The 24,253-nt window shown below is 66.8% G+C and carries 19 protein-coding genes and 2 pseudogenes; 9 read left to right on the forward strand and 12 right to left on the reverse strand.

Translation table 11 applies throughout. The features are described 5' to 3' along the window. Window positions 1–17 precede the first annotated feature (17 nt). Complete coding sequence (locus tag VKV57_12705; protein HLW60769.1) at window positions 18–647, forward strand: MFS transporter; 630 nt, start codon at window positions 18–20, stop codon at window positions 645–647. On the opposite strand, the gene VKV57_12710 is transcribed toward VKV57_12705, so the two are convergent. Continuing rightward, window positions 598–1,365 carry an SDR family oxidoreductase gene (locus VKV57_12710; protein ID HLW60770.1) on the reverse strand — a complete coding sequence of 256 codons (768 nt, stop codon included), beginning with the start codon at window positions 1,363–1,365 and terminating at the stop codon, window positions 598–600. The two genes, VKV57_12705 and VKV57_12710, sit on opposite strands and share 50 nt — an antisense overlap. Before the next feature lie 218 nt (window positions 1,366–1,583). Here VKV57_12710 and VKV57_12715 point away from each other — a divergent pair, with 218 nt between their 5' ends. After that, a complete protein-coding gene (locus VKV57_12715; GenBank protein HLW60771.1) occupies window positions 1,584–2,432 on the forward strand; it encodes a DMT family transporter in 849 nt (282 codons plus the stop codon). Between the two features lie 325 nt (window positions 2,433–2,757). Here the strand turns inward: VKV57_12715 and VKV57_12720 are convergent, their stop codons facing one another. Next, on the reverse strand, window positions 2,758–4,182 hold the full coding sequence (locus VKV57_12720) for an amidohydrolase (protein ID HLW60772.1): 1,425 nt from the start codon (window positions 4,180–4,182) through the stop codon (window positions 2,758–2,760). A 346-nt stretch (window positions 4,183–4,528) separates the two neighbouring features. On the opposite strand from VKV57_12720, the gene VKV57_12725 reads away from it, so the two are divergent. The 5 genes and pseudogenes from VKV57_12725 (at window position 4,529) to VKV57_12745 (ending at window position 11,813) form a co-directional block, all read left to right on the forward strand. Further along, window positions 4,529–6,862 carry a penicillin acylase family protein gene (locus tag VKV57_12725; protein HLW60773.1) on the forward strand — a complete coding sequence of 778 codons (2,334 nt, stop codon included), beginning with the start codon at window positions 4,529–4,531 and terminating at the stop codon, window positions 6,860–6,862. Window positions 6,863–6,910: 48 nt separating this feature from the next. Then, window positions 6,911–7,414: a hypothetical protein gene (locus VKV57_12730; protein ID HLW60774.1), complete on the forward strand. Its 504-nt coding sequence runs from the start codon at window positions 6,911–6,913 to the stop codon at window positions 7,412–7,414. A gap of 176 nt (window positions 7,415–7,590) precedes the next feature. Next, window positions 7,591–8,619, forward strand: coding sequence for a C-terminal binding protein (locus VKV57_12735; protein ID HLW60775.1), 1,029 nt, complete (start codon window positions 7,591–7,593; stop codon window positions 8,617–8,619). 157 nt (window positions 8,620–8,776) lie between these two features. Continuing rightward, window positions 8,777–10,538, forward strand: a pseudogene (locus tag VKV57_12740) (CocE/NonD family hydrolase). A gap of 87 nt (window positions 10,539–10,625) precedes the next feature. Next, window positions 10,626–11,813, forward strand: coding sequence for an aminotransferase class V-fold PLP-dependent enzyme (locus VKV57_12745; protein HLW60776.1), 1,188 nt, complete (start codon window positions 10,626–10,628; stop codon window positions 11,811–11,813). A 124-nt stretch (window positions 11,814–11,937) separates the two neighbouring features. Here VKV57_12745 and VKV57_12750 read toward each other — a convergent pair whose 3' ends face one another. Further along, window positions 11,938–12,894 (reverse strand): glycosyltransferase family A protein, encoded by a 957-nt coding sequence (locus tag VKV57_12750; protein ID HLW60777.1) that lies wholly within the window; start codon window positions 12,892–12,894, stop codon window positions 11,938–11,940. Further along, on the reverse strand, window positions 12,891–14,105 hold the full coding sequence (locus VKV57_12755; protein ID HLW60778.1) for a glycosyltransferase family 2 protein: 1,215 nt from the start codon (window positions 14,103–14,105) through the stop codon (window positions 12,891–12,893). Before VKV57_12755 ends, VKV57_12750 begins: the two co-directional genes overlap by 4 nt. Window positions 14,106–14,515: 410 nt before the next feature. On the opposite strand from VKV57_12755, the gene VKV57_12760 reads away from it, so the two are divergent. After that, on the forward strand, window positions 14,516–15,430 hold the full coding sequence (locus tag VKV57_12760; protein ID HLW60779.1) for a VOC family protein: 915 nt from the start codon (window positions 14,516–14,518) through the stop codon (window positions 15,428–15,430). 64 nt (window positions 15,431–15,494) lie between these two features. On the opposite strand, the gene VKV57_12765 is transcribed toward VKV57_12760, so the two are convergent. Then, window positions 15,495–16,013, reverse strand: coding sequence for a cytochrome c (locus VKV57_12765; protein HLW60780.1), 519 nt, complete (start codon window positions 16,011–16,013; stop codon window positions 15,495–15,497). Between the two features lie 244 nt (window positions 16,014–16,257). Between VKV57_12765 and VKV57_12770 the strand changes: the two genes are divergently transcribed. Next, window positions 16,258–18,171, forward strand: coding sequence for a hypothetical protein (locus VKV57_12770; GenBank protein ID HLW60781.1), 1,914 nt, complete (start codon window positions 16,258–16,260; stop codon window positions 18,169–18,171). A 77-nt stretch (window positions 18,172–18,248) separates the two neighbouring features. Here VKV57_12770 and VKV57_12775 read toward each other — a convergent pair whose 3' ends face one another. From VKV57_12775 to VKV57_12805, 7 genes and pseudogenes are all read right to left on the reverse strand, one after another. After that, on the reverse strand, window positions 18,249–18,812 hold the full coding sequence (locus tag VKV57_12775) for a hypothetical protein (GenBank protein HLW60782.1): 564 nt from the start codon (window positions 18,810–18,812) through the stop codon (window positions 18,249–18,251). 270 nt (window positions 18,813–19,082) lie between these two features. Further along, on the reverse strand, window positions 19,083–19,733 hold the full coding sequence (locus tag VKV57_12780; GenBank protein ID HLW60783.1) for a hypothetical protein: 651 nt from the start codon (window positions 19,731–19,733) through the stop codon (window positions 19,083–19,085). A gap of 94 nt (window positions 19,734–19,827) precedes the next feature. After that, window positions 19,828–20,616, reverse strand: coding sequence for a cytochrome c oxidase assembly protein (locus VKV57_12785; GenBank protein ID HLW60784.1), 789 nt, complete (start codon window positions 20,614–20,616; stop codon window positions 19,828–19,830). A gap of 25 nt (window positions 20,617–20,641) precedes the next feature. After that, window positions 20,642–21,319 (reverse strand): response regulator transcription factor, encoded by a 678-nt coding sequence (locus VKV57_12790; protein ID HLW60785.1) that lies wholly within the window; start codon window positions 21,317–21,319, stop codon window positions 20,642–20,644. 10 nt (window positions 21,320–21,329) lie between these two features. After that, window positions 21,330–22,076 (reverse strand): histidine kinase, encoded by a 747-nt coding sequence (locus tag VKV57_12795; protein HLW60786.1) that lies wholly within the window; start codon window positions 22,074–22,076, stop codon window positions 21,330–21,332. 290 nt (window positions 22,077–22,366) lie between these two features. Continuing rightward, complete coding sequence (locus VKV57_12800; GenBank protein ID HLW60787.1) at window positions 22,367–22,837, reverse strand: copper resistance protein CopC; 471 nt, start codon at window positions 22,835–22,837, stop codon at window positions 22,367–22,369. A 336-nt stretch (window positions 22,838–23,173) separates the two neighbouring features. Further along, window positions 23,174–23,850 (reverse strand): annotated as a pseudogene (locus tag VKV57_12805) (LysE family translocator). Window positions 23,851–24,253: the final 403 nt, after the last annotated feature.

Here is a 24,253-nt window from a genome sequence, read left to right on the forward strand (position 1 = left end):
GGGAACGAATCGACGCCGTGACCGGAGATCGGAGCGCGATAGCATCCCCCGCTGGGGTGACCCCGCGTGAGCCGTCCAGCCTGCGCGTGCTCACGCTGACGACGCTGCAGCAGGCCGGACTGACGTCCATTCGCTTCGGCCTCCCGATCCTGGCGCCGTACTGGCGAGACGCGTTCCACCTCTCGCTGGCACGGGTCGGTGTGCTGTTGGGCGCCTTCGATCTCGGCGCGCTGCTGCTGTTCATCCCGATCGGTCTCCTGACCGATCGGTGGGGCGGTGCGGGCGTCCTCGGCGCGGGCGCGCTCTTCACTGCCGCGATGACGGCCGTGACCACCCGGGCTAACGGATATTGGCCGCTCGCGCTGCTGCTCGCGATCGCCGGGCTGGGATGCGGCAGCGGACAGACGGCGGGGACGCGTACGTCGTGGGATGGGTGGCCCTGGCCGCCGTCATGGCCTGGGCCCTCGCGGCGACCGCGCGAATCCCCGAACCAGCGGCGAGAACCCGCGGAGTGTCCAGCGCCCCCCACCGCGTCCGATGAATCCGCGTCCGCTCGCCCGACCCGCCACTGCTTAAACGGCGCGCGCGGCGGGGCGTTCAGTACGTGGCGTTGCGGCCCCCGTCGACCACCAGGTCTTGTCCCGTGACGAACTCGCTTAGGATCAAGCCCATCACCGCCTGGGCGACGTGCTCCGGGTTGGCACAGGCGCCGAGCGGCGTTTGTGCGGCGGACTCCGCCTCGATGGCCTGCGCGAACGCCTCGCCCCTCGCCATCCGCGCCCAGCGCGTCACCACCTGTCCCGGTGAGACCGAGTTGACGCGCACCTCCGGGGCCAGCGCGATGGCCAGCCCGCGGGTCAGCTGGATCAGCGCCGCCTTCGACACACCGTAGGGCAGCGAGGAGCCCGCCCCCCGGTGTCCGGAGATAGAGGCGACGTTCACAATCGCCCCCCGCGCCGCCCGCAGGGCGGGCGCCGCAGCCCGTGAGCAGTAGAACGCCCCCAAAAGGTTCACGCCGAGAATCGCGTCCCAGACCTCGTCGGTGACCGCATCGAGGTTCGGGAAGTCCAAATAGCGGGTCGTGCCCGCGTTATTCACCAGCACGTCGAGGCGGCCAAAGCGATCGACCGTGCGAGCGACCAGCGCCTTGACCTCATCCTCCCGCGCGACATTGGCCTGGACCGCCACGCCTTCGCTGCCGGCCTGGGCGAGTTCGCGAGCGGTCTTATCGGCATCATCCCGGGAGCGCGAATAGTTCACAATTACGGCGCGGGCTCCGGCGCGGGCGAGGGCGTGGCACACGGCCCTGCCGATACCGGTACCGCCCCCCGTCACGATCGCGACGCTTCCTTTCTCCAGTCCCATGGCGAGCCCCCCAACGAAGATTCCGCCGCCCCCCGAGCTGAGTTCACGGGGGACCCCGGATCGCAAGGACGGTCCCCGGCGCAGCGGACGGTCGTGCCGTCCGCATCCGACGCGCGCGCGCAGTTTTCCTCCGCAGGAGCCTCCCCCCGCCCCCCGAATCATCTGTGGGGCCGGGCGCCCACGGCTCGCACCGGGGCGTCTTCGGGTTGAGAGGACTCATGGCCTCCGTGCTTATTCTGGTTTCCGCGTTCTTCTTCGGGATCTCTCCGATCCTCGCCAAGATCGCCTACGCGTATGGCGTGACCCCGCTCACACTCCTGTCAGTTCGCGCCACGTTCGGCGGCCTCTTCGTCTGGATCGGGCTCGCCGCCGCGCGGGGCGTGCCCCCCCTGCCCCGGCCGCTGCTCCTTCGCCTCATCGGCCTCGGCGTGACGATCGTCCCCTTTCAGGTCTTCGCGTATTTCTATGCGCTCTCGGTGCTGCCGGCCTCGTCCGCTTCGGTCATCGCCAACACCTCGCCCGTCCACGTCGCCTGGATGGGGCGGGTGTTCCTGGGGGAGTCCCTCCAGCCGGCAGATTGGGCGATCCTGGTCGGGATCGTGGGCGGGGCTCTCCTCGTCGCCGGACAGACCCCCCACGCCGGACACACACTCGGACTCGTGGCGGTGGTCACGGCCACACTGGCGTCGGCCTTCTATCTGGTCGCCCAGCGGCGCCTCGTCCAAGACGTTCCCCCTCTCGGCGTTCTGGCGGTGGTGCTCCCCTGTTCCGCCGTTATGTATTGGGGGATGGGTCTGGCGACGGGGCAGATTCACCTGTCCATACCTCTCCCCGCGGTCTTCGCCGTTTCAGGGGCCACCATCCTCGGCTCCGTCGCATCATTCCTGTTGCTCATCGCGCTCCAAGTCACCCCGGCAACCCGCACGGCGATGCTCGGGATGCTTGAACCCGTGGTTGCCGTCGTGTTCAGCATCTTGCTGCTCAGCGACAGGGTCACCTGGCTGAGGGCAATCGGCATCGTGATCGTCCTCAGCGGCATCACGGCGCTCCACACCCGCCGCGCCTAGGTGAGCGACAGCGGCGGTCTCCGATCGCTGCCAGGATTCGCGTTGAGGTCGCAACGCGCGCCACGGGACCGGGCAGATTCAGGCACCGGTTGGGCCCCACGACAACCGTGTGTGACCACCGCCGTTCGTCCGCCTCATGTTCCGGGCAGTGGTCCACTTCCGGACAATGGCCGTGCCCCGCAGAGCACGGCTGCGGGCTTCCGAACCACCCTGGGGATCTTCAGCCGGCCCGGCGGCGCCGCTCGGGTCCGCGGCCGGTCGCACGACCGGCGTCCGCCATCGGGCAGCGCATTACTGAACGCGCGCGGGAGCCGGTTGCACGAACTCAGTCAAACGCGGGGCGCTCCAAATCCCGCACCGGAGACACGTAGGGGTCGTCGGTGGTCGCCAGGCGAAACTCCTCACGGGCTCGGGCGATCAGCTCCGGCTGGTGGAGGAGATCGCAGGCCGATGCGGCGAGGACCTGTGCGGCAAAGAGCATTCCCTTCCGACCGATGGAGCTCCCGACGCTCACGACATTCTGCCAGGAATGACTCGGCATCCCCAACGGAGCCGTCACCGTGCGCACCTGGGCGGTCGGCACGACGTAGGACACGTCGCCCACATCGGTGGACCCGCCGACCAGTTCGCCGTACCCAGAGTGCGGGGCGATCCCTTCGAATAAATCGGTCCCGGCGTCGCCCGGCTGGCCCACAGAGACACCCCACCGCCGGAGGTCCTGAACGGCCTTGGGAAGGGCCCCGGGGGCGAAGGTCGCCTGCAACTGGCGGGCCAGGGCCTTTTCTTCGGCGGTAAATTGGGGAGCTCCGATGGCCTCGAGGTTGCCGTGCAGAACGTCACCGAGCGCTTCATTGGCCAGCGTATCGTAGCACCCGGCGATCAGTCGAACCTCGTGGGCGGTCCCGGTCATCAGGCAGGCGCCGCGCGCGATGTCGAGGAGGCGGTGGTAGACCTCATCCACCTGGGCCCGATGCGGCGCGCGCACGTAGTACCAGACCTGGGCGCGGGCCGGGACCACATTCGGAGCCTGACCGCCGTCGGTCACCACGTAGTGGATGCGCGTCGAGCTGTGCACGTGTTCGCGCAGGAAGTTGGCGCCGACGTTCATCAGTTCAACGGCATCCAGGGCACTCCGTCCATCCTCCGGGGTGGCGGCGGCGTGCGAGGGCACCCCGGAAAAGGTGAACCGCGCGGAATTCATCGCGGTCAGGTGTTCAACCATCACCCGATTGATCGATCCCGGGTGCCACGTCAACGCACAGTCGACATCGTCGAAGAGACCGGCCTTGACCATAAAGACCTTCCCGACCAACGTCTCCTCGGCCGGGCAGCCGTAGAACACGACCTTCCCGCGGAGCTCGCCCCGTCGGATCGCATGCCGGACGGCCATCGCGGCCGCGGCTGCGGCCGTCCCCAGAAGGTTGTGACCGCAGCCGTGGCCGGGACCCTGCGGAATAAGCGGGCGGGGTTCGGTCGCTCCGCGGGCCTGGCTGAGCCCGGGCAGCGCATCGAACTCCCCGAGAAGGGCGACGGTGGGCCGACCATCGCCGTAGGCGGCCACAAACGCCGTGGGCATCCCGGCGACCCCGCGCTGGACCGAGAATCCGGCCGCCTCGAGCGCATCCGCGAGCGCGGCGCTGCTCTTGGCCTCGTGGAGACCGAGCTCGGGGGTTTCCCAAATGCGGTCGCTCAACTCGGCGAACAGCGGCGATTGCTCCTGCACGAAATCCAAGACGGACTGTAGCGGCATCGTCTTCCCTCCAACGCACATGTCCCGGCTGATTGAGCACGCCATTGGCCGGCGTCTCTAGACATTATTCACCGCCACCGAAGGCCCCTTTGCCGCCTGGGGCGCGCAGGACGGGGCGGCGAGGGCGTCGTATCTGACGGGGTGCCCGCCGTACGCAGATCGTCCTCTCACAATCATCGGGCTGGGCCACCGGGAAAGGACGATGGCGGCGGAGCTCGCACCACGCCGTACGGACGCGAGGATGCTGCCCTGCTCCATCGTCCCGATCCCGCCGGTGAACACGGCGGCCGGCATGCGGCGACGGTCACGATCGGTGAACCCTTCGCGCTCCTCTGATGAAACGGGGATGGCGTTGACCCGACAGGATCTCACAGCGGCGCTCCCCGACCTCAACGAATCGATCCGCCCTCTGGGCCTCCGATCGGGTGCGGAGATCTGGCGCGATCAAGACGGCATCCCGCACATCACGGCGGCCTCGGCCCATGATGCGTTCTTCGTTCAGGGGTTCGTGCACGCTCAGGATCGCCTCTGGCACATGGAGTACGATCGGCGCCGCGCCTACGGGCGTTGGGCGGAGTACGCCGGCCCGGCCGGCCTCGCGCAGGATATCTACCTCCGCCGCCTCCGGCTCGGTGTGACGGCCCGTCAAGATTACGATGCCGTGAATCCGTCCACGCGTGAGATGCTCGGAGCGTACGCCGCCGGGGTGAACGCGTTTCTCGCCGCGGCGCGGACCCTTCCCGTCGAATTTCAGCTGCTGGACGCCCGTCCCGAACCTTGGACGCCGTGGGACAGCGTGGCCGTGTTCAAGGTGCGGCACGTGGAGATGGGCCCCTGGCAGGCTAAGCTGTGGCGCGCCCGGCTCCTCCGCCACCTGGGCCCGGACCTGACGGCGAAGCTCTGTCCCGGCACCCAGCCGACCCCCACGCTGATCATCCCTCCTGGAGTCGAGTACCGCGGACCCCTCCCCGATGGGCTCGAAATCCTCGCCGCCGGGGCACCCGCTCTGGCGGAGGCCGGTGATTGGGAAGGCGGGAGTAACAGTTGGGCCCTCTCCGGACGGAGAACGGCATCGGGCAAACCCCTGGTCGCCGGGGATCCGCATCGGGCCCTTGATGTGCCGGGCGTCTACTATCAGAATCACCTTGCCTGCCCCGACTTCGACGCGATCGGACTGTCGTTCCCCGGGGTCCCCGGCATGCCGCACTTCGGCCATAATCGGTTCGTCGCCTGGTGCGTCACCCACGCGATGGCCGACAACCAAGACCTCTTCATCGAGCGCTTCGACCCGGCAGACCCCGGCCGGTACCTGTTCCAGGGCGCCTGGCGGCGGGCGACCGGCGTCCGTGAAACCATTCGCGTGCGCGGCGCCGCGCCCGTCGAAATCGAAGTCACCGTCACACACCACGGACCGGTCGCTCTTGGTGACCCGCGGCGCGGGCACGCGATCGCCTTCCGCTACAGCGCGACCAGCGACGCGAACCACACCTTCGAGGTATTCCAGCCGATGCTGCGAGCGGTGTCCGCCGATGATCTGGAAACGGCGATGAAGCCCTGGGTCGACCCCGTGAACAACTTCGTGTTTGCCGATATCCACGGGGCGATCGGCTATCGAACGCGAGGCCGGGTCCCGGTGCGGGCCGCGGCCAACGCCTGGCTCCCCGTGCCCGGTTGGGACGGCGCCCACGAGTGGCAGGGCGTGATTCCCTTCCAGGACATGCCGGCGCAGCGGGACCCCGAGACCGGGTGGATCGCGACGGCCAACAGCAGGATCGCCGGGCCTGACTACCGATACTACTTGGGGCTCGATTTCGCCCCCGACTTTCGTACGCGGCGCGTCATCGCGCGCCTCCAACCCCTCGATCGGGCGACATCACCCGACATGGAGGCGATCCACGCCGACCGGGTGTCGATCCCGGCCCGCGAGCTGGTCAGCCTCCTCGAGTCCGTCGCCCCGACGGATTCCCTGGCGCGGCAGGCACTCGACCGGCTCCGCGCCTGGGATGGTACGGTAGACCGCGACGGCGTGGCGCCGACGATCTACGCCGCGCTGCGAGAACGGCTGATGCGCGACCTCCTGTCCCCGGTCCTCGGCCCGCTCGCCGCCGAGGCCTTCGCCGCCGTGCCGGGCGGTGCGGTCAATCACGTGGCCAGGCTCAAGGGTCTCCTCCCCGAATGGATCGGCCGCGACGACCGCACGCTGCTCCGGCCGGGAGAAACGTGGGCGAGCGCGCTGAACCATGCGCTTGAGGGGGCGGTGGCAGATCTCAGGGAAACGCTCGGCCCGAATCCCGACGCGTGGCGCTGGGGACGGCTCCACGTGGCGCAGCCCCATCACCCACTCTCCGCGACGTTCCCTGGAGACGCTGCGCTGCTCGATCCACCGGCGGTTGCGGTGGGCGGCGATGGCGAGACCGTACAGGCAGGGGGGTTCGTCCCCGCGTCCGGCTACGCGGTGACGCTCACATCCGTCGCCCGGTACGTCTTCGATCTGGGGAACTGGAGCAGGAGCGCGTGGATCGTCCCCCTCGGCGCCTCCGGGCACCCGGGCAGCCCGCACTACGCGGATCAGGCATCGGACTGGTCAGAGGCCCGCCTTCGGCCGATGCGCTACGATTGGAACCGCATCCGCGCGGAAGCGGAGCGCCATCAACGCCTCGATCCCGGGGAGAAGATCTGACGTTGGGCGAACCCTGCGATCATCACTCACGACCGAGGAGGACGTCACATGGACAGCGACACCGCAAGGGCGTCTGCAGACTCCAGCCGTCACCTGCTTCGCCACTGCGTCGCCACGCTGGCCTATCGGGCGGGTAAAGCCGTGCGCGGCGCGCCCGATGGCTTTGGAGACCTGCGTGTGTCCGCGGCAACCAGAAGTTCGGGTGAAATCCTCGCCCACATGGGGGACCTCCTCGACTGGGCACTCTCCATCGCGCAGGGGAAGCAGCAATGGCACACTTCGGCACCGCTGCCGTGGACGGCCGAAATCCAGCGCTTCTTCGCCGCGCTGGAGGCATTCGATGGGCATCTGGCCTCAGGCGGTCCCCTTCACGTGTCGCCGGGCAAACTGTTCCAGGGGCCAATCGCGGATGCGTTGACGCACGTCGGGCAGCTTGCCACACGCCGCGGCCTGGCCGGCGCTCCGGTCCGGGGCGAAAACTACTTCCTTGCCGATATCGCCATCGGTCGCGTGGGTCCCGAGCAGTCCCACCCCCGGCGAGAGTTTGATTGATGCCGACCGCAACCGGTCGGGCGGACGCGCGTCATTCGATTCGGCCGGGATGCGCAGGCCTTGGGGGGTGCGGCAGGAAATCGTTCCCCAACACCGGCCGGATCCCGGCGGGGTCGCCCTCTCGCTGAGGCGGCGGATCGAACAGAAGGAGGAGAGCAGTGGCGCGGTTTACGGTCATCATTGCGGTGGGGGCGGGCCGTCGGGGGCCGGATGGAACCAACACACCGGAAACGGAAGCCCTGGGCCCGATCGGGGCGGAGTGCATTGAGGTCGCCGCCGCCACGGAGGACGAGTTCATCAGCGCGGCGCGGAAGGCCGACGCCCTGATTTCCAAAGGGCGACCCATCACCAAGCAGATCATCAACGGCCTGGAGAAGTGCAAGGTCATTGCCTTGGGCAGTGTCGGCGCCGACACCGTCGACCTGGCCGCGGCCACGGCCCGCGGGATCCCCGTCACCAATGTCCCGGACACGTTCATCGAAGAAGTGGCCGACCACGCGATGATGCTGATCCTGGCCACCTTTCGCCGGGTCATCACGATGGACCGGTACGTGCGGGACGGGCGCTGGCGGGACGGCCGACCGCTGCTTTCACAGTACCCTCGGCTACTGGGCCAGGCTCTTGGCTTCATCGGCTTTGGGCACGTGGCCAGGGCGGTCGCGGCCCGCGCGAAGCCCTTCGGCGTGAGGTTGCTGGCGTACGACCCATATATCGAGGAGTTGGTCATCACCCAGTGCGGCGCGGAACCGACGGGTTTGACGGAACTGCTGCAGCGGTCTGACCTCATCTCCATGCACGCCCCGGCGACGGCAGATGCACACCATCTCTTGACCGAGACGCACTTCCGGCTGATGAAACGGGATGCGCTGTTCATTAACACCGGTCGCGGTCCAACCGTGGACGAAGCGGCGCTGATCAAAGCCCTGCAAGAGCATTGGATCGCCGGCGCAGGGTTGGACGTGCTCGAACAGGAACCTCCCGACCCGACCAATCCCCTGCTGCGCATGGACAACGTCATCCTTACCCCGCACGTGGCCTCGGCCTCCGCCCGGATGGATCCCTCGCGGTGGCGGCGGGTGGGCCAGGAAGTGGCCCTGGTGCTGAGCGGCCGGCGGCCGATGAGCTGCGTCAACCCCTCGACCCTGGACCGAACGGGGCTGGTGCGGTGGCAGCCCTATTCCATGGAACGTGGGCCGGGGGCGTGAGCGCCACCATCAATCCCAACCAGGCGACGTCCGACAACGGAGAAGGGAGCGGAGAAGAGAGGGAGCGCGGGGACCCCGGCCAGGGGCGGTGCGTATCCGAAGGGGGGACGAGGGGCTGAACGCGTTGACGCACGACGTGACCTGCGAGCGGAACGTCATGGTGCCACTCGCCGACGGCACGCTGCTCGCCACGGACGTCTACCTGCCGCGAGGAGCGCCCGGGCCGTGGCCGGCGATTCTGGAACGCACCCCCTACGATAAACTCGCGGCCAGCCTCGTCCTCTCGGCCAAGTATTTTGCCGACCACGGATACGCGGTCGTCCTCCAAGACGTGCGCGGGCGATACGCGTCGCAGGGCGAGTGGTACCCGTTCGGCAACGAAGGCCCCGATGGCGTTGAGGCCCTGGCGTGGGTGCGGCGCCAACCATGGTGCGACGGACGGGTGGCAACGATGGGCCTCTCCTATTCTTCCTGCACCCAAACCGCCATCGCCGCGATGAATCCACCCGGTCTGGCCGCACAGTTCGTCAGCCACGGTTTTCATAACTATCACACCGCGTCGATGCGCCAGGGCGGGGCGCTCGAGTTGCGGTTCTTCCTCTACGCGTTCATGATGGCCTCGACCTCGATAGAGGCGATCGCCGATCCGGTGAAGCGGGTGGCCTTGGAGCGCGCCTGGGCCGACGTCCGGTCCTGGCTGGCGCAGGTGCCGCCCCGGGCCGGCCTCACCCCTCTCCGCCACGTGCCGTCCTACGAGAGGTGGCTCCTCGATATCTGGCAGCACGGCGAGTACGACGACTACTGGCGCAGCCGCCCCGCGTATTCTATTGAAGGCCTCTACGATCAGCACGCCGACGTTCCCATCTACCTGTGCGGCAGTTGGTACGACTCCTACGCGCGCTCCACCGTCACGAACTACGTAGAGTTGAGCGCGCGCAAAACCGGGCCGGTGCGGCTGATCATGGGACCGTGGATCCACGGGGGAGCCAACATCGACCTGTCATACGCCGGAGACGCCGAGTTCGGTCCCGACGCCCCCCTCGGCTACAATCATTTTCGGCTGCGCTGGTTCGACGCGGTGCTGAAGGGCGCGCCGAACCACATGCTCGAAAAGCCGCCCGTGCAGATCTTCGTGATGGGCGGGGGGTCGGGCCGCAAGGTCGCCGGAACCGGGAGGCTCGACGTGGGAGGGCGGTGGCGCGACGAACGGGAATGGCCGCTTCGCCGCACCGACTACCGGCCCTACTACCTCCGACCCGGGGGGGGGCCTTACGCCGGAGAAACCGCCGGCCGACGCCGCCCCCTCCCGCTACATCTTCGATCCAAAGGATCCCGTCCCCACGATCGGCGGGAACATCTCCGTCGGCTACGACCTCATGCCGGGTGGGGGGTTCGACCAGCGCGGGGGCCCCCGCGTCCACGGGGCGAAAAACACCCTCCCCCTCTCCGCCCGTCGCGACGTGCTCGTCTTTTCCACGCCCCCCCTGGGGAGGGATATGGAGGTCACCGGTTCCGTGGTCGTGGAGCTTTGGGCAGCCTCGACGGCCCCCGACACCGATTTCACCGCCAAGCTGATCGACGTCTACCCGCCAAACGGCGACTACCCTGACGGATACGAATTGAACATCGGCGACTCGATCCTGCGGGCGCGCTACCGCACTTCGCGCGAGAAACCGGATTTCATGGTACCCGGAACGGCCTATGTGTTCACGATCACGCTGTACCCTACGAGCCTCGTCTTCCAAAAGGGACACCAGCTCCGGCTGCACATCTCCTCGTCGAACTTCCCCCGCTTCGACGTCAACCCGAACACGGGAGGCCCTCTGGGGCTCGAGCAGATCACTCAGATCGCGGTTCAGACAATCTTCCATGATGCGGCGCGGCCCTCACACGTGCTGCTGCCCGTGATTCCCCTCTGATGGCCCGGGACGGACGGTGGGCGGCGCTCCCCTTTGGACCGGACGTCGCCCCGCGCCAGCAGCCGACCGGGCGCGCGCCGGAGCGCCATGCGTAGCGACGGGGCGGGCGGTTCGCCACGGGTCCCCGGCCCGAGCGACCTCCGCCCACAATTCCTCCTGCGCCCCGGGGTGGTCTTCCTCAATCACGGTTCGTACGGAGCCTGCCCCCGTCCGGTGTTCGACACCTACCAGCAATGGCAGCGGGAATTGGAAGAGCAACCGGTGGAGTTTCTCCACTACCGCTTCAAGGGACTGATGCGATCGGCGCGGGAGGCACTCTCGACGTTCCTCAACGTCGATCCGGATGACGTCATCTATGTCCCCAACGCCACGACCGGCCTCAACATCGTGGCCCGTTCCCTGGCGCTCCAGCCGGGCGACGAGATCCTGGGGACCGATCACGAGTACGGGGCGCTCGACCGGACGTGGAGGTTTGTCTGCGAGCAGCGGGGAGCCCGCTACGTGCGGGCCGGCGTGCCGGTACCGGTGGACTCCCCCGACCAGGTGGTGGAGGCGGTGTGGTCACGCGTCACCTCACGGACCCGCGTGCTCTTCCTCAGCCACATCACCTCGCCCACGGCGCTGATCCTCCCGGTCGAGCCTCTCCTACGGCGGGCGCGCCGGCAGGGGATCCTGACCGTGGTCGATGGGGCGCACACGCCGGGGCAGATCCCGCTGGATCTGCGCGCGCTCGACGCGGACTTCTATGCCGGGAACTGCCACAAGTGGATGTGCGCCCCCAAAGGATCGGGGTTTCTATACGCCCGCCGCGAGGTGCAACCCCTCCTGGCACCCTTGGTCGTGAGTTGGGGCTGGCGATCCGGGTTCATCGATGAACAGGAGTGGCAGGGGACCCGGGACATCGCCGCGTTCCTCTCCGTGCCGGCCGCGATCGAGTTTTTGCGGGCGAACAACTGGCCCGAGGTCCGTCGGACCTGCCACGCTCTGGCTTCGGCCGCCCGATCGGCGCTCCTGGCCCTTGGCGGCCTGCCCCCCCTCGCCCCGGACTCCCCCACCTGGTACGCGCAGATGGTGTGCGTCCCCCTCCCTCTCGCGGACGCGGACGGAGCGCGCCGCCGCTTGTGGTCCGAGTTCGGGATCGAAGCTCCGATCACCGTGTGGGACGGCCGCACCCTGATCCGGGTCTCCATCCAGGGCTACAACTCCCAGGCCGACATCGATGCGTTGGTGGCCGCGGCGGGCCGCCTGCTCGAGGCGGAGGGAGAGCGGCGCTAGCGACGCCGGGCCGCGGTGAAGTCCCGGACGGACTCCGGGACGCGGCCAACCGCCCGGGCGGATCGAGGGTGACGATCCATTCGCCATGGCGGAGCGAAGCTGCGGGGACCCGCGTGCGCACGCCTCAACCCCCGAACCAGCTCCCGATCGTTCCGACCGCGCTGCCCACGCGTTGTCGAATCGCCAGTTCGCATTCAAAGGCCCGCTGCCCGCGGCCCACGGCATAGTAGGCGAGCATCTTCACGCAATCCTTCGCCATGATGGCCGCCGCATGGGTGGCCCCGCCGGTGGATATCGGCCCGCGGATCAATGGGTGGGCCGCGGTCCTGCCTCCCCAATAGGCTCCGTAACGGAAGTACCGCTTGGTCATCCGGGACGCCCGAACGGAGTGCCGCACCACCGCTTGGCCGCAGTAGTATATGATCCCTCCGCTCCGGTACGTCCGATAGCAAAACTCGAGATCCTCGCCGGTCAGGCGACCCGACTTCGAAATGCCCAGCGCCGTTTCGAACACCCCGACACGTGTGAACGTACTCCTCCGGGCCGAGAAGTTTGCCGTCCACAGTGCGCGTGGGTGCGCAAGCCGGATGGTCCCCTCGCCCATATCGAGATGGGCGAAGAATGCGGCCATATCGTAACGGGGGGAGGCGTTGCGGAACCACAGCGGGCAGGCATCGGGGAGGACCAGCGCAATCTTGCCCCCGACGCACCACGCTTCGGGGTAGGCCCCATACGTGGCGGCCAGAACCTGCAACCAGTCGGGGGCCGGCGCGCAGTCATCATCAGTAAACGCCACAACCTCCCCCTGCGCCACGCGGATCCCGGCGTTGCGGGCGGCGGAGGACCCCTGCGTTTGCTCAAGGACGTACCGCACCTCCGGACGGGCGCGGCGCGCGTAGGAGCGAACCACCGATCGGGTCTCATCGGAGGAGTTGTTGTCAACGACGATGATCTCGTAGGGCGCATCCGTTTCCTGGGCAAGGAGAGCCTCGATCGCCGACGGCAGCATCCGTGCATTGTTGAAGGTCGGGAGCACGACGGAAAACGTGAGCGGTCCTCCGCCCGCGATCGCCTTGATCATTTGCGTAGGGGCAGGCGGCTCCGGACGCCGCCGGCGATCAGCGCCAGCAGTGCCTTCCGCCGGAGGTTCGGAGGGTAGGCCAGAACCGCCTGCACCGCGGCCGTTCCGAGCCTCCGGGCGTCGAGGCGGCCCTCGGCTCGGCCGATCGCCGCCGTCTCCCACCAAACATCTGCCAGCAACCGCCGCCGCCGGAGCCACATACCGGTCCCCCGGGTGGGTTCGGCCAGGAATATCGCGCAGAACTCGCGGGCGGCGGCGAGGGGTGCCGCTGATGTCGCGGCGATGGCCCCGGCGACATGCGCCAGGCTCGCCCTCGCGCCCGGGTCGACGGCAAACTCGGGAAAGGCGGCAAGGGCCAAGCCGAGATGATGCCGCGCCGCCTCGTACCGACGGAGGACTACCAGTTCCCAGGCAACGCTCAGGTCCACGTTGGCGCGGATCTTCCGCGCCAACCGGGATGACCCGGGTTCCGCACGCAAAGCCAGCGCCCCTTCGACCACGGTGTGCATGGCACGTGCAAATGTCCCATCGGCGATCATCTTCGACCACGACCCGTCCAAGGACCGCTGGTACACCGCCACGATCCCGGGGACGAACAGGAATGGAACGCGATGGGCAAGCCGCAACCACAGGTCGAAGTCTTCTCCGATCGGCAGGGTTTCGGTGAACCTGGCCGGTTCGAGCGCATCGCGGCGGAGAAGAACGCCCAGCGTGTTGCCGCAGAAGTTCTGGAGAAGAAGCCGGCGAAAAATATCCCCGGACGGCGCGGTCCTCGAGTCGGGGCAGACCGATTCGCGATCCTGAAACCTGACGACGGCTTGACTGTAAACGACTCCGATTTCGGGGTGTGCCACCATAGCGGAAACTTGGAGGCGAAGCTTGTGCGGAAGCCAGACGTCGTCGTCGTCCAAGAACGCCACGTAGTCTCCACGACACACCTCGATGCCCGCGTTCCGCGCCCTACTGATCCCCCGGTTCACCGGAAGGCGGATGAAGCGGACGGTTGGATAGCGACCCGCAACCTGAGGCGTCTCGTCGTCGGAGGCATCGTCGACGACGATGACCTCGAGATCAAACTCCCGGCCTCTCCCGGCCTGCGCAAAGACCGAGTCCAGGGCCCCCGGCAGTACTGTTGCTCGATTCCGCGTCGTGATGACGACGCTAACCAGTGGAGGCTTTTGTGTCATTGCGCCCACTTCATGACCGGCCATCACCCCACCACCCCAGGCGCCCGCCGCCGCCCGTGCTCTCGGTCGGGGCCGCACGATCGCCCCGTCCTGCGTTCGTCGTCGGGGAAAGGGCGATGACCGTGCTCTTCCGGCCTCGTTGTTAGGTACCCCAAAAGAATGACGTGAAGGACCTCGCCGGCGGATCCGATCGACGCCGTTCGCGTTCGGGACTCCGACCGAGGGACAAACCGTCCACTCCCCTCAGCATATGCGGGGCTCAACTCACGGCGAGTGCTCACCGACATCATCGCACCCCCACAAGGCGGTACACCGTGAAGTCGCTTGGCGCGGCCAGGACGTTGCGGTATTATCACACTGCCCGGGGACTCAACCGAGGGCGAAACGGGCGGTGAAACTCGTCGGGGAAGCCGCCTGGAGGGAGGAGCCCGGACGTGAAACACCCTCACGACCGTCGGCTGGACAGGGAGGGAGCGCTCGTGGAATCCGAAGTCATCCCGGACGCGCACACGACGTTCCGCATGCCTGTGGGATCCGGCTTGCGGCGACTCACCCTGAGGGTACGGGATCTCGACGCCGTGCAGTCGTTTTATGCCGAGCGCGTGGGGATGCCGCTTCAGAGGCTCAACGTGGACAGTATCGAACTGACGCCGGCTGGCGGCGCATTTACGCTGGAACTGATCGCATCCCCGCAGGCGCCGCAGCGGCCTCACCCGTCGGTGGGACTCTACCACTTCGCGCTGCTGCTTCCCGGCCGAGCCGCTCTGGCGGCGGTGATCCGGCGCCTTCTGGAGGCGAAGTGGCCGCTCGACGGCGCGAGCGACCACGGGGTATCCGAAGCGTTCTATCTGCGAGATCCTGAGGGGAACGGGATCGAGCTCTACTGCGACCGCCCCCGGGAAAGTTGGCCCGTCCGTTCGGGAGGGGTTGAGATGGTGACCAAGCCGCTGGACGTGACCGGCCTGCTCGCGGAGGCGAAGTCGCCCGGCCCATTGGATCCGGCGACGGTGTTCGGCCATATCCACCTGCACGTCGCCGATCTGGGCGAAGGCGAGCGCTTTTACGCGGGAGGCCTGGGTCTCGATGTCACGCAGCGTTCGTATCCCGGCGCGTTGTTCCTTTCCGTTGGCGGCTACCATCACCATGTGGGCCTCAACACATGGGCTCAAGGCCGGCGAGCAGCCGAAGGTGCAACCGGCCTGACCCGGTACGCCTGGGCCGTGCCCGCTGGGGCGCTCCCCCGGCTGGGGGGGCACTTGCGTGCCCGCAACGTGCCGTTCGAAGAAGTCGAGGCGGGGATCGCGCTCAGTGACCCCGCGGGCGTCCGGATCGAGATCCGCGAAACCTAGCCGATCCAGCGACCTCCGACCCTCTTCCGGCACCATGCCGTGCCGCCCCGGCCGGCGAAGACCGTTACCGATCGGTCGGGGTGAATGTTCGAAGATAGTTGATCACATGCCAGCGCTCGGCGTCGGACAGCCGATGCTCGAACCCCGGCATGCCGGTACCCCCCATGCCGTAGGTGATCCAGAAGAACAGCCGGCCGTCGGGATGCGTATGGCCCGACGCAAAATGGATCATGAAATCCGTGGGCGGGGGGTAGAGGTTCACCGCCGCGGCGCCGTCGCCACGCCCCTCCAACCCGTGACACGTCTGACAATACGTTTGGTACACGCGCCTGCCGATGGCAATGGACGCGGCGGTCGGGGGATAGGGGTTGCGTCGAGCATCGATCCCCACGTGATTGCTCGGGGGCGACAAGAGGGATCCCCTGACCACTACCGCCGCCCCCGCGATGGCGAACCCCACCGCGATCGCTACACGATAGCGCCTTGCCGCGAACGGCGGCCCTGTCCTCCGCCACCCCATGACGGCTAGAAGAAACCCCGCCAATAGACACCCCATCCCGATGAACAAGGCCCCGCTCATCATCCGTCACAGGTACCGATGGCAGGTACGGGGAGTGGCCCCGGCGTACGAGCGAACGTGCAAGGTTTGGGATGCTCGTCGCACAACACCGGCGACACCCATTCGCCTCCTCTGCATCTGCGACAACCACTCATCGATGCTCCCCGCCCTCGTTTACCGATCGAGGAGGACGGCTTATCGGCCCCCCGAATAGACCGCTGCGAGGCTGGATTCTGCCGGGGTGGGCGCCAAGGACATGCGGAATTGGATGGAGTCGATTCGGATCAGCCTCTCCCTCTTGCTGCTCTTGGGGGGGACGGCGACATTCCCCGCCACGTGGCCGCCGGCCTCTTCGCATGCGTCCGCTGCCAGTCCTCCTGGCCTCCCCTTCCCCGCTCGGGACGTGCTGACCCAAGCCAATGACAACGCCCGCACGGGCGCCTATCTGGCCGAGCGGACGCTGACACCGACGGCGGTGCGCTCTCCGCGGTTCGGCAGATTGTATACGCGCTTCGTTGACGGCGACGTTCAGGCACAACCGCTGTACGTCCACGACGTCCGCACCCGCTCCGCGGGCGTCAAGAACCTCGTTTTTGTCGCCACCGCCAAAAACATTGTGTACGCCTTCGACGCGGACGACCGGCAACCGAGTCCCACCTCTGGGGTGGTGTGGAAGATCTCGCTCGGCCCGTCGCGGCAATTGCGCCGGCCCACGTGTGCACCGGGGCAGGTGCGGAACTGCGACAGCCGCGACGGCGGAGAGGTCTGCGCCCAGACCTACAACGGCTTTGTCGGCGTCACCAGCACTCCGGTGATCGATCGGCAGGCGGGGATCATGTACGTCGTGGCCAGGGTCTCCACGCACAAAGACGCGCCCGACGACGGAGCGAACTATCTGTACGCGATCGACATAGCCGACGGCAGCTATCGATTGCCTCCGCGGAAGATCGACGGGATCGATCGCCAAAGCGGCGATGTCCTCGACGCTCACTGCCAGCGGAATCGACCGGGACTTTTGCTGCTCGGAGGCATCGTCTATGTGGGCTACGGCTCGTTGCAGTGCGATGGGTTCTGCCCCATCACGCGCAAGCCTTACCACGGCTGGATCCTGGGGTATCGGACCTCTGACCTCGCCCAGGTGGCGATCTTCAACACGAGCCCCGGCGGCGCGGGGGCGTCGGTCTGGCAGTCGGGGAGCGGGCTCGTTGGGCTGCCGAACGGGACGATCTATGCCGAGACCGGGAACGACTACATTGCCTGCGACGACCCGAGGTTCACGGAAGCCTTTAAGGCCAAGTACTTTGACAAGTGCTCACCGGCTGAGGTCCGGTTGGGCAATAGCTTTGTGAAGCTGCGGGTCACGGGCCCCCCCCCCGGCCTTGCGCTCGCGGGGTATTTCAAGCCGAAGAACGCCGTCCAGTTGCGGGATGCGGACGTCGATCTTGGGGCGGGGGGACCGATGGCCCTGCCCGGGGGGCGATTGATCGGCGGCGGCAAGCAGGGGAGGTTTTACGTCCTCGATGCCGCGGACATGCACCTGACCCAAGACGACCAGCAGCCCGCGCCGGCATCCTCGGAGGGATTTCAGGCATTCTTCAATACGTGGCACCTCGACTCGCACCACCCCCGTTGCTCCTACAATGTGACGGCCGGCAATTGTTATGTCGATCCGAGCGCGTACGGAACCGCGGAGACCTTCGGTGCGAACATTCATGGGGCGCCGGTCTACTGGCAGGGGCCCAACCCCCGTTACGGGCTGATCTACAAAATGGCCGAGAAAGATTACCTAAAGGCATTCGCGTACGATTTGATCAAGAACCACGTCGGCGAGCGAGCTGAGCTCGTTGCCGCCGTTCGTCCGCCCGACGGGATGCCGGGCGGCTTCAGTTCGTTGTCGGCAAACGGCCGCACGGGCGGCATCCTCTGGACATCGTTTCCGGATGGCGATGCCGAGTGGACCAATCGCCCCGGGGTCCTCGCTGCGTTTGATGCGCTGACCCTTCGGGTGCTGTGGAGTGACCCCGGGCTGGCCCCGGACTCCGGCGGGACGGCAGGCCGCTCGCCAGGGGGGGATGATCGCGTGCTTTTTTCGAAGTTCACCCCGCCAACGATTGCGGACGGCAAGGTCTTCTTGGCGACGTTCTCAAACCAGCTTCTTGTCTATGGGTTACGGGACCGCTAGCCCCGCCGTCCAACGCCCCCACGACACGATCGGCCGAAGGGGCCGTCCCCCGGCCCGCGCGTTAGGCCGTTCGTGGATCACGGTCCCGCCGGGACGAAAGTCCCCAAGCTGTCTGCGGTCACTAACAACTGTTGGCTCCCGTCGAACCGCGTCACCGGCAATAGTTTCCACCCGCCGCCGTCCGATTGGAGCACCGCGGTGCCATGCACCGCGTATCGGAGGACCACCGTGACGGGGTGTGCGAGTACGGCCGGCGTCGCCGACGCCGAGTAAGTAGCCTCGATGCGGTAGGCGTTCCCCTCAAAGCGCCGGCCGGCCGGCACGGGGGCGACGGTCGCAGGATCGAGGGGAGTAATCATGATCCTCACCGAGGTTTCCCCCGCCCGACCTGCGAGAGCGCCGGCCGGGAAGGTCACCAGGGCTTGATCATCATCGGTGTCGACCTCAGCGGCTCGCGACCCCTGAGGGTCGAACGGGACCGTTCCGATTCTCGGTTCGGGACGCCGATTGTCCCCGGCGCGATCCCCCGGTGGGTGCACCCAGCGGTACGGAGGTAGCGGCGCCAGCCCATCATACAGCAGGCGAACCGGGAGCGACTGCGAGGCGGCCACGGCCGCGAGGTACACGAGGACGGCAGCCATCCCCCATCCAATCGGGGGAATCTTCGCACGGATGCAGGGGTGTCCCCTCACGTTCCTCCTCGAGGATTAGGGCCCCCGTTCGCGGGAATCACCGGCCCTTGCCTCGGAGCAGGGTCGCGCGCACCGAATGAGAGATCGCAGGCGTCTGCGCCGGACCCCTATCGCCTCGCCGAAAGCAGATCGCCGTCCCCATCGGCCCACCGCAGACCCGGCGGCGAAAATCCTCCCGAGGGCACGTCGCCCAACCTCGGCCGGGCGCGGTACCGTGCGTCAACGTACGGTCCGCCGCCGGCCGGCAAACCCCGCGACCAGCCCCGCCGTGCCGAGCGCAACGCCGGCGATCCCCACCACCCGGGCCTGCGATGCGCCTGCCGACGCATCGCGCGCAGCGGATAGCGCCCCGTCGATCCGAGGGCCCAGGCGGTCCAGGTGACCGGCGATTTCTCCGATCGAAGGATCCTTGGCGGGGAATTCGATCGCCGATGGATCGACCACTGGGTCAAACGTTGTCTCCGAGCTGGTAAACGACTCGTCGACCTTTTGGGTGCCGATCGTCCCGACAAAATGGAACGTGTAGTTACCCGGCCGCGTCGGGATAATTGCGGCGCGGTAGTCACCAGGCGTGCCAATGCTCTTCTCAAACGCGGGCGTGAGCGGCTGCGCCGGCATGCGCTCCTTCCCGAAGATGACCTCGACCGTCAGGGTGTCACCGAGATCCGTCACCGGCTTGCCCCCCGAGTCCTTCAGCAGCAACTGCACGCCGTTTTTGAGACCGGCGTACACAGGCTCGTCCGCCCACCCGACGGTCATCTCGTACCCCCCCGCTTTTCGGTGCGTGTGCGCAAACACGGAGGGCGGCAGCAGCAGGAGCGGCGCACCTGCGATCAGACATCCGATGGCCATCAACACAACGCGCGCCATACCTCACCCCCTGAGGGAGAATTGCGACGTCGCCCCGAGCCTGACATCGTCCGTCCACATTCGCTCTTTCCACCGTCACCCGGAGGTCAACCACTTACGTGGCGGGCCTCGCCGAGGCTCCCTCGCGTTCTCCGCCTCGCCAGAGGAACCAATACAGCAGGGCAAGGAGCGGAATCGCGTACATCATCTGCCCCATCACCCACATCGCCGCTCCCCCCAGCCTGAGATCGTCGAGCGGGGAGAGCCCCCAGAGGCGCGGCACAACCGTGTAATACACGTACAGGGGGTGGTCGGCGAACGCCAGGTAAAATCCCAACATGAAGTTCACGACGTCGGCCACGCCGATCATCACCAAGCGCATCCCCACCGACGCACCGGCCAATCGAGGCGAAGGGGAGGCGATGATCCCCCAGAACAGCAGGCCGCCCGCCACAAAACTCGCGTGCTCCAGCGCGTGAATCGTCGGACTTCGCAGGGTCGCGTCGTACGCAGCGGGAAGATGCCAAAAGAGGAGAATCCCGTTGTAGAGGATGGTGACGGGGGCCGGGGATACGAGCTCGCGGTAAAGCCGCCGCAGGGCGGCCCGTTGGTAGACCCAGCCGATGAGGGTGGCCGGCATGCCCAGGACGAGCAACGGCGGGGCGACGATCATGAGCAACATATGCTGAACCATGTGCAGCGTGAACAGATACGCGGCTCCGGCATGGACGGGCGACAGGAGTGCAACGACCAGGACGAAGCACCCCCCCCAGAAATACAAAGGCCGGCGATCCCGGACGGGAAAGGACCGAAGGATCCACACGTAAACGGCCGCCGCCGAAATGATCGCGGCGACGATTGGGGGATCCCAACTCCAATCCGTCCACCGCAGCGTCGCGGTCATTCCGGGGCCCTCGCCTGCCGGTACGTCATGAGCCCATCGTGGGGAAGGACGGTCCCCCCCCGCCCGATCTGGTGAGACCTTGAACGACCGCGAAGGTCGCCAGCTCGACCCGATTGCGTAGATGGAGCTTAGCGAGAATATTTTGCAGGTGTCGCTTCACCGTGCCTTCCACGATGCCTACGGTGGCGGCGATCTCCTTGTTCGCCAGGCCGCGGGAAACAAGCGCGAGGATCTCCTCCTCCCGGGGAGTCAGCGTAGGGAGAGCTCCGCGAGGCACCGCGGTCTGACGCATGAACTCCCGGAGGATCCGTTCGGCGATCGCCCGAGGGATACGCGCATCCCCCTGCACGAGCGCAGTCAGGTACTGCAGCCACACGCCGGGATCGACGTTCTTAATGAGATACCCTTGGGCGCCAGACCGGATGGCTTCGAAGAGGTCTTGGGGATCGTCGGAGACGCTGAGCACGACGACCAACGTCGAGGGAAGTTCCTCCTTGATAATGCGGATGGCCTCGAGTCCATTGAGGCGCGGCATCCGCAAATCCATCAGCACAAGGTCGGGCGCGAGCTCACGCACGCGCGCGATGCCTTCGTATCCATCGCTTGCCTCGCCGATCACAACAAACTCGGGAGACTCGCCGAGGATCGCGCGGATGCCCCGACGGGCGAGGTCGCTGTCATCGACGATCAGCGTTCGTGTCATACTTGCGGCCCTACCCGTGAGCCTGGGGGATTCGGAAGATGACCGAGGTCCCACCCCCCCCAGGACCCCCCGTGATCGTGACCTTCCCGCCGACTGCTCGCGCGTGCTCGCGGACGGCGGTCAGCCCGTAGCGCCCCTCCCCAGGTCCCGGGGGAAGATCGGGAAAGCCCTTCCCATCGTCGCCGATGGCCACGATGACCTCACCAGCCTCCCAACCGATAGAGACCCTCACCGTGCGCGCTCGCGCATGTTTGGCCACGTTGTGGAGCGCCTCTCGCAAGATCGCCATCGCATGGAGTTGCGACTCCAACGCGAGTTTGGGGGGGCCTCCTTCCTCGACTACGCTGCCGGTGAGGCCGTGGATCTCCCCAAATCGGTCGACGTAGGTGCGGGCCCAGGCGGTAAACGACTGGCCCGGTTCAGGACCGGTGCGTAGGTCGAAAATCGCATCGCGAACGCTCTGGGAGGTATCCTGCACCGTCTGGACAATTTCGGCCGCAAGCGTACGGGCGCCGGTCGCGTCGGCAGGACCGAGGATACGACCGAGGGCAGTCGCCTTCACATTCAGGAAGAACAGCACCTGGGAGATGCCATCGTGCAACTCCCGGGCCAACCGTTCGCGCTCCTGAGATACGGCCTGCTGGATTTCCGTTGCTCGCAACTGCGCATCGGCCGCCTCGAGACGCCGATAAATGGGCACGAGGATCAACGCGGAAATGCAGAGGGCGGCAATCCCAGTAAGCGCATTCCCCAGCATCTCAGGCACCAGGCCATGCAAGACCTCGTGCCGGACTACTTCAGCCCCAAAGACGACGAGCGCGGGAAGAAGGACGATCGAAAGGCGGAAGGCGAGGCGCCAGGCGTGCGGGGGAGTAAAACGGACAAGCCCCCAGGGGGTCGCTTTTCTCCCCCACGGGTGCATCACTTCACCTGGCCGCGCCATATCGCCATTATAGGCCGATTGGCCGCCCTTCCACGTCCTGTCACTCCCTTCGCCTAGAGTTCAAGCAGCGCCGGCTTTGGCACTCCAATCTTCGGTTGTCCGTATCACCAAAACCGCAGGATTGCGTACGTCATCGTGCTCGCTTCGGCGATGAGAGACAACGGCGGCCGGCTCCCGTCCGGATCGCCGGGGGTCATCGCGGCCATCGTCACCGAGAAACCAAAAGAACCCCGCTTCGTCGCGCCGTCGTCGGCGGAAATCGCGTACCATCGGACGGCGTATGTTCCGGGGCCGAGGTGGGGAGGCACAATTTTAAGCACGGTGTGGTTGGGCACGTTCGTGTCGAGCCCACCCGAGGCGAGAACCTTCTGATGTACATCAACCAGGTGCAGGCTGCTCCCCTTCGCGAGTGCCTCACTGAACCACGCCCGAATGACCGGTGGGGACAGCTTGAGAGATGCCCCGTTGATCGGAGAGGATTTCACCATGGCCGCATGGCTCCACGCCGGAGACGGGGAGAAGAAAGCCCCAATGACCGTGACCAGGCATGCTCCAAGCAAGAAGAACAGCCGCATCAATCCACCCCCTCCAGCAACCTTGGCACGGCACGACCAACCCGGCTTCCGCTATCGGCACCTTACCATCTGTGCGGACCGGCGGCAATGTGACGAAAGTAGTAGGAGCAACGACCATTCCGTCCAGCCGAGCGCGTTCAGGAGATCAAATCATAGTCGTCTATGCGCCAGAGGATCTCCGCGTATGGTGGATGAATCGTGATGCCGAAATCGGGATGAATACGGTGATCGGAGGCGAGGTGCCGCCATCCCGTCGAGTCTCTTAAGTTTAGCCCACTGGCAGGCAGGGACGTGTCGGCCGCCCCTGCGCAGCCGCGATCCGCCCGGGCGACGCGCTCATCGTCGCCCCTCAAAGGCGAGGCGCAGCCCGGCGCCAATCAAGATCGTCCCGGTGAACCGATCCAAGGTGCGCGTCACTGTAGGACGATGGAGAAATCCAGCCATTGATCGCGTCGCGATGATCAACGCGGCGAGCCAGGGGATCGTCTCGGTTATGTGGACCGCAACGAGGAGTGCAACGAACGGTCCCACCGCCACCCCAGCCGGGACGAACTGCGGCAGGAACGTGACGTAGAAGACTCCCACTTTTGGATTGGTCAGGTTGGACAGCAACCCGCGAGCAAACCACGCCGCGGCGCCGCGGTCGTACGCGAGGATGGTCTCGCGACCGATTGCCGGCTCGCTCGCGGGGGTGCGCGGCGCGTGGTCCCCGTCCGGTACCCCACGGTGTGAGCGCAACACCAGGTGCGCGCCGAGCCAGGTCAAGTAGGCGGCGCCGATCCCGCGCAGGATGGTGTACGCCAGATGGGAGGCGGCGAGCAAGACGCCGACCCCAAGCGCCACGGCGAGCCCCCAGATGAGCAGCCGCAGCAGATGCCGAACGAGGTGGCGGCGGCACGGCGAGGTCCTTCGACTGCAGTCGTCCGCAGCACGAGCGCCGTATCCAACCCGGGGGTAATGATCAAGACTGCAGCCGCGGCTGCAAAAGCGAGCACAGCGACGGTTGGGGACATCAAGAACTCGTCGGCCATGTTTCGTGCCGCTCACGCATGAGATCCGAGGCTCCGCCTCTTGCCCAATGAAAGGCATTCAGTGTTGCTAAGAAACATGACTGGACGTCCTCACCTTGGGCAACCGCGCAGCCTGAGGGCTGCTCATTCACCTGTCGAGAATATGCGCCAGCAACGCATTGAGGTTCTCGTTAAGGATCGCCAGCCGTCAGAGTGGAACCCTGCGTTGGCGCGGCGGGGGCGTTCGCCGGAAACATTTGCTTAGATTGAGCGACCTGAGAGATAGGTAACAGATTGTACCGGACACATGGGTAACACTCCTTCCCTGAAAGGGGGGAGGGAAGATGCCCTGGAGGGAGTGTTCGGTGATGGACGAGAGAATGCGGTTTGTCGCTCGTCGGCTCGG

The sequence above is a fragment of the bacterium genome (assembly GCA_035307765.1).
GTDB lineage: Bacteria > Sysuimicrobiota > Sysuimicrobiia > Sysuimicrobiales > Segetimicrobiaceae > Segetimicrobium.

Bases quoted from the DNA above. Each gene is read 5' to 3' on its own strand.
- VKV57_12710 (HLW60770.1), bottom strand. From the start codon at position 1,365: ATGGGACTGGAGAAAGGAAGCGTCGCGATCGTGACGGGGGGCGGTACC.
- VKV57_12715 (HLW60771.1), top strand. From the start codon at position 1,584: ATGGCCTCCGTGCTTATTCTGGTTTCCGCGTTCTTCTTCGGGATCTCT.
- VKV57_12720 (HLW60772.1), bottom strand. From the start codon at position 4,182: ATGCCGCTACAGTCCGTCTTGGATTTCGTGCAGGAGCAATCGCCGCTG.
- VKV57_12725 (HLW60773.1), top strand. From the start codon at position 4,529: ATGGCGTTGACCCGACAGGATCTCACAGCGGCGCTCCCCGACCTCAAC.
- VKV57_12730 (HLW60774.1), top strand. From the start codon at position 6,911: ATGGACAGCGACACCGCAAGGGCGTCTGCAGACTCCAGCCGTCACCTG.
- VKV57_12745 (HLW60776.1), top strand. From the start codon at position 10,626: ATGCGTAGCGACGGGGCGGGCGGTTCGCCACGGGTCCCCGGCCCGAGC.
- VKV57_12750 (HLW60777.1), bottom strand. From the start codon at position 12,894: ATGATCAAGGCGATCGCGGGCGGAGGACCGCTCACGTTTTCCGTCGTG.
- VKV57_12755 (HLW60778.1), bottom strand. From the start codon at position 14,105: ATGGCCGGTCATGAAGTGGGCGCAATGACACAAAAGCCTCCACTGGTT.
- VKV57_12765 (HLW60780.1), bottom strand. From the start codon at position 16,013: ATGATGAGCGGGGCCTTGTTCATCGGGATGGGGTGTCTATTGGCGGGG.
- VKV57_12770 (HLW60781.1), top strand. From the start codon at position 16,258: ATGGAGTCGATTCGGATCAGCCTCTCCCTCTTGCTGCTCTTGGGGGGG.
- VKV57_12775 (HLW60782.1), bottom strand. From the start codon at position 18,812: ATGGCTGCCGTCCTCGTGTACCTCGCGGCCGTGGCCGCCTCGCAGTCG.
- VKV57_12780 (HLW60783.1), bottom strand. From the start codon at position 19,733: ATGGCGCGCGTTGTGTTGATGGCCATCGGATGTCTGATCGCAGGTGCG.
- VKV57_12785 (HLW60784.1), bottom strand. From the start codon at position 20,616: ATGACCGCGACGCTGCGGTGGACGGATTGGAGTTGGGATCCCCCAATC.
- VKV57_12790 (HLW60785.1), bottom strand. From the start codon at position 21,319: ATGACACGAACGCTGATCGTCGATGACAGCGACCTCGCCCGTCGGGGC.
- VKV57_12795 (HLW60786.1), bottom strand. From the start codon at position 22,076: ATGCTGGGGAATGCGCTTACTGGGATTGCCGCCCTCTGCATTTCCGCG.
- VKV57_12800 (HLW60787.1), bottom strand. From the start codon at position 22,837: ATGCGGCTGTTCTTCTTGCTTGGAGCATGCCTGGTCACGGTCATTGGG.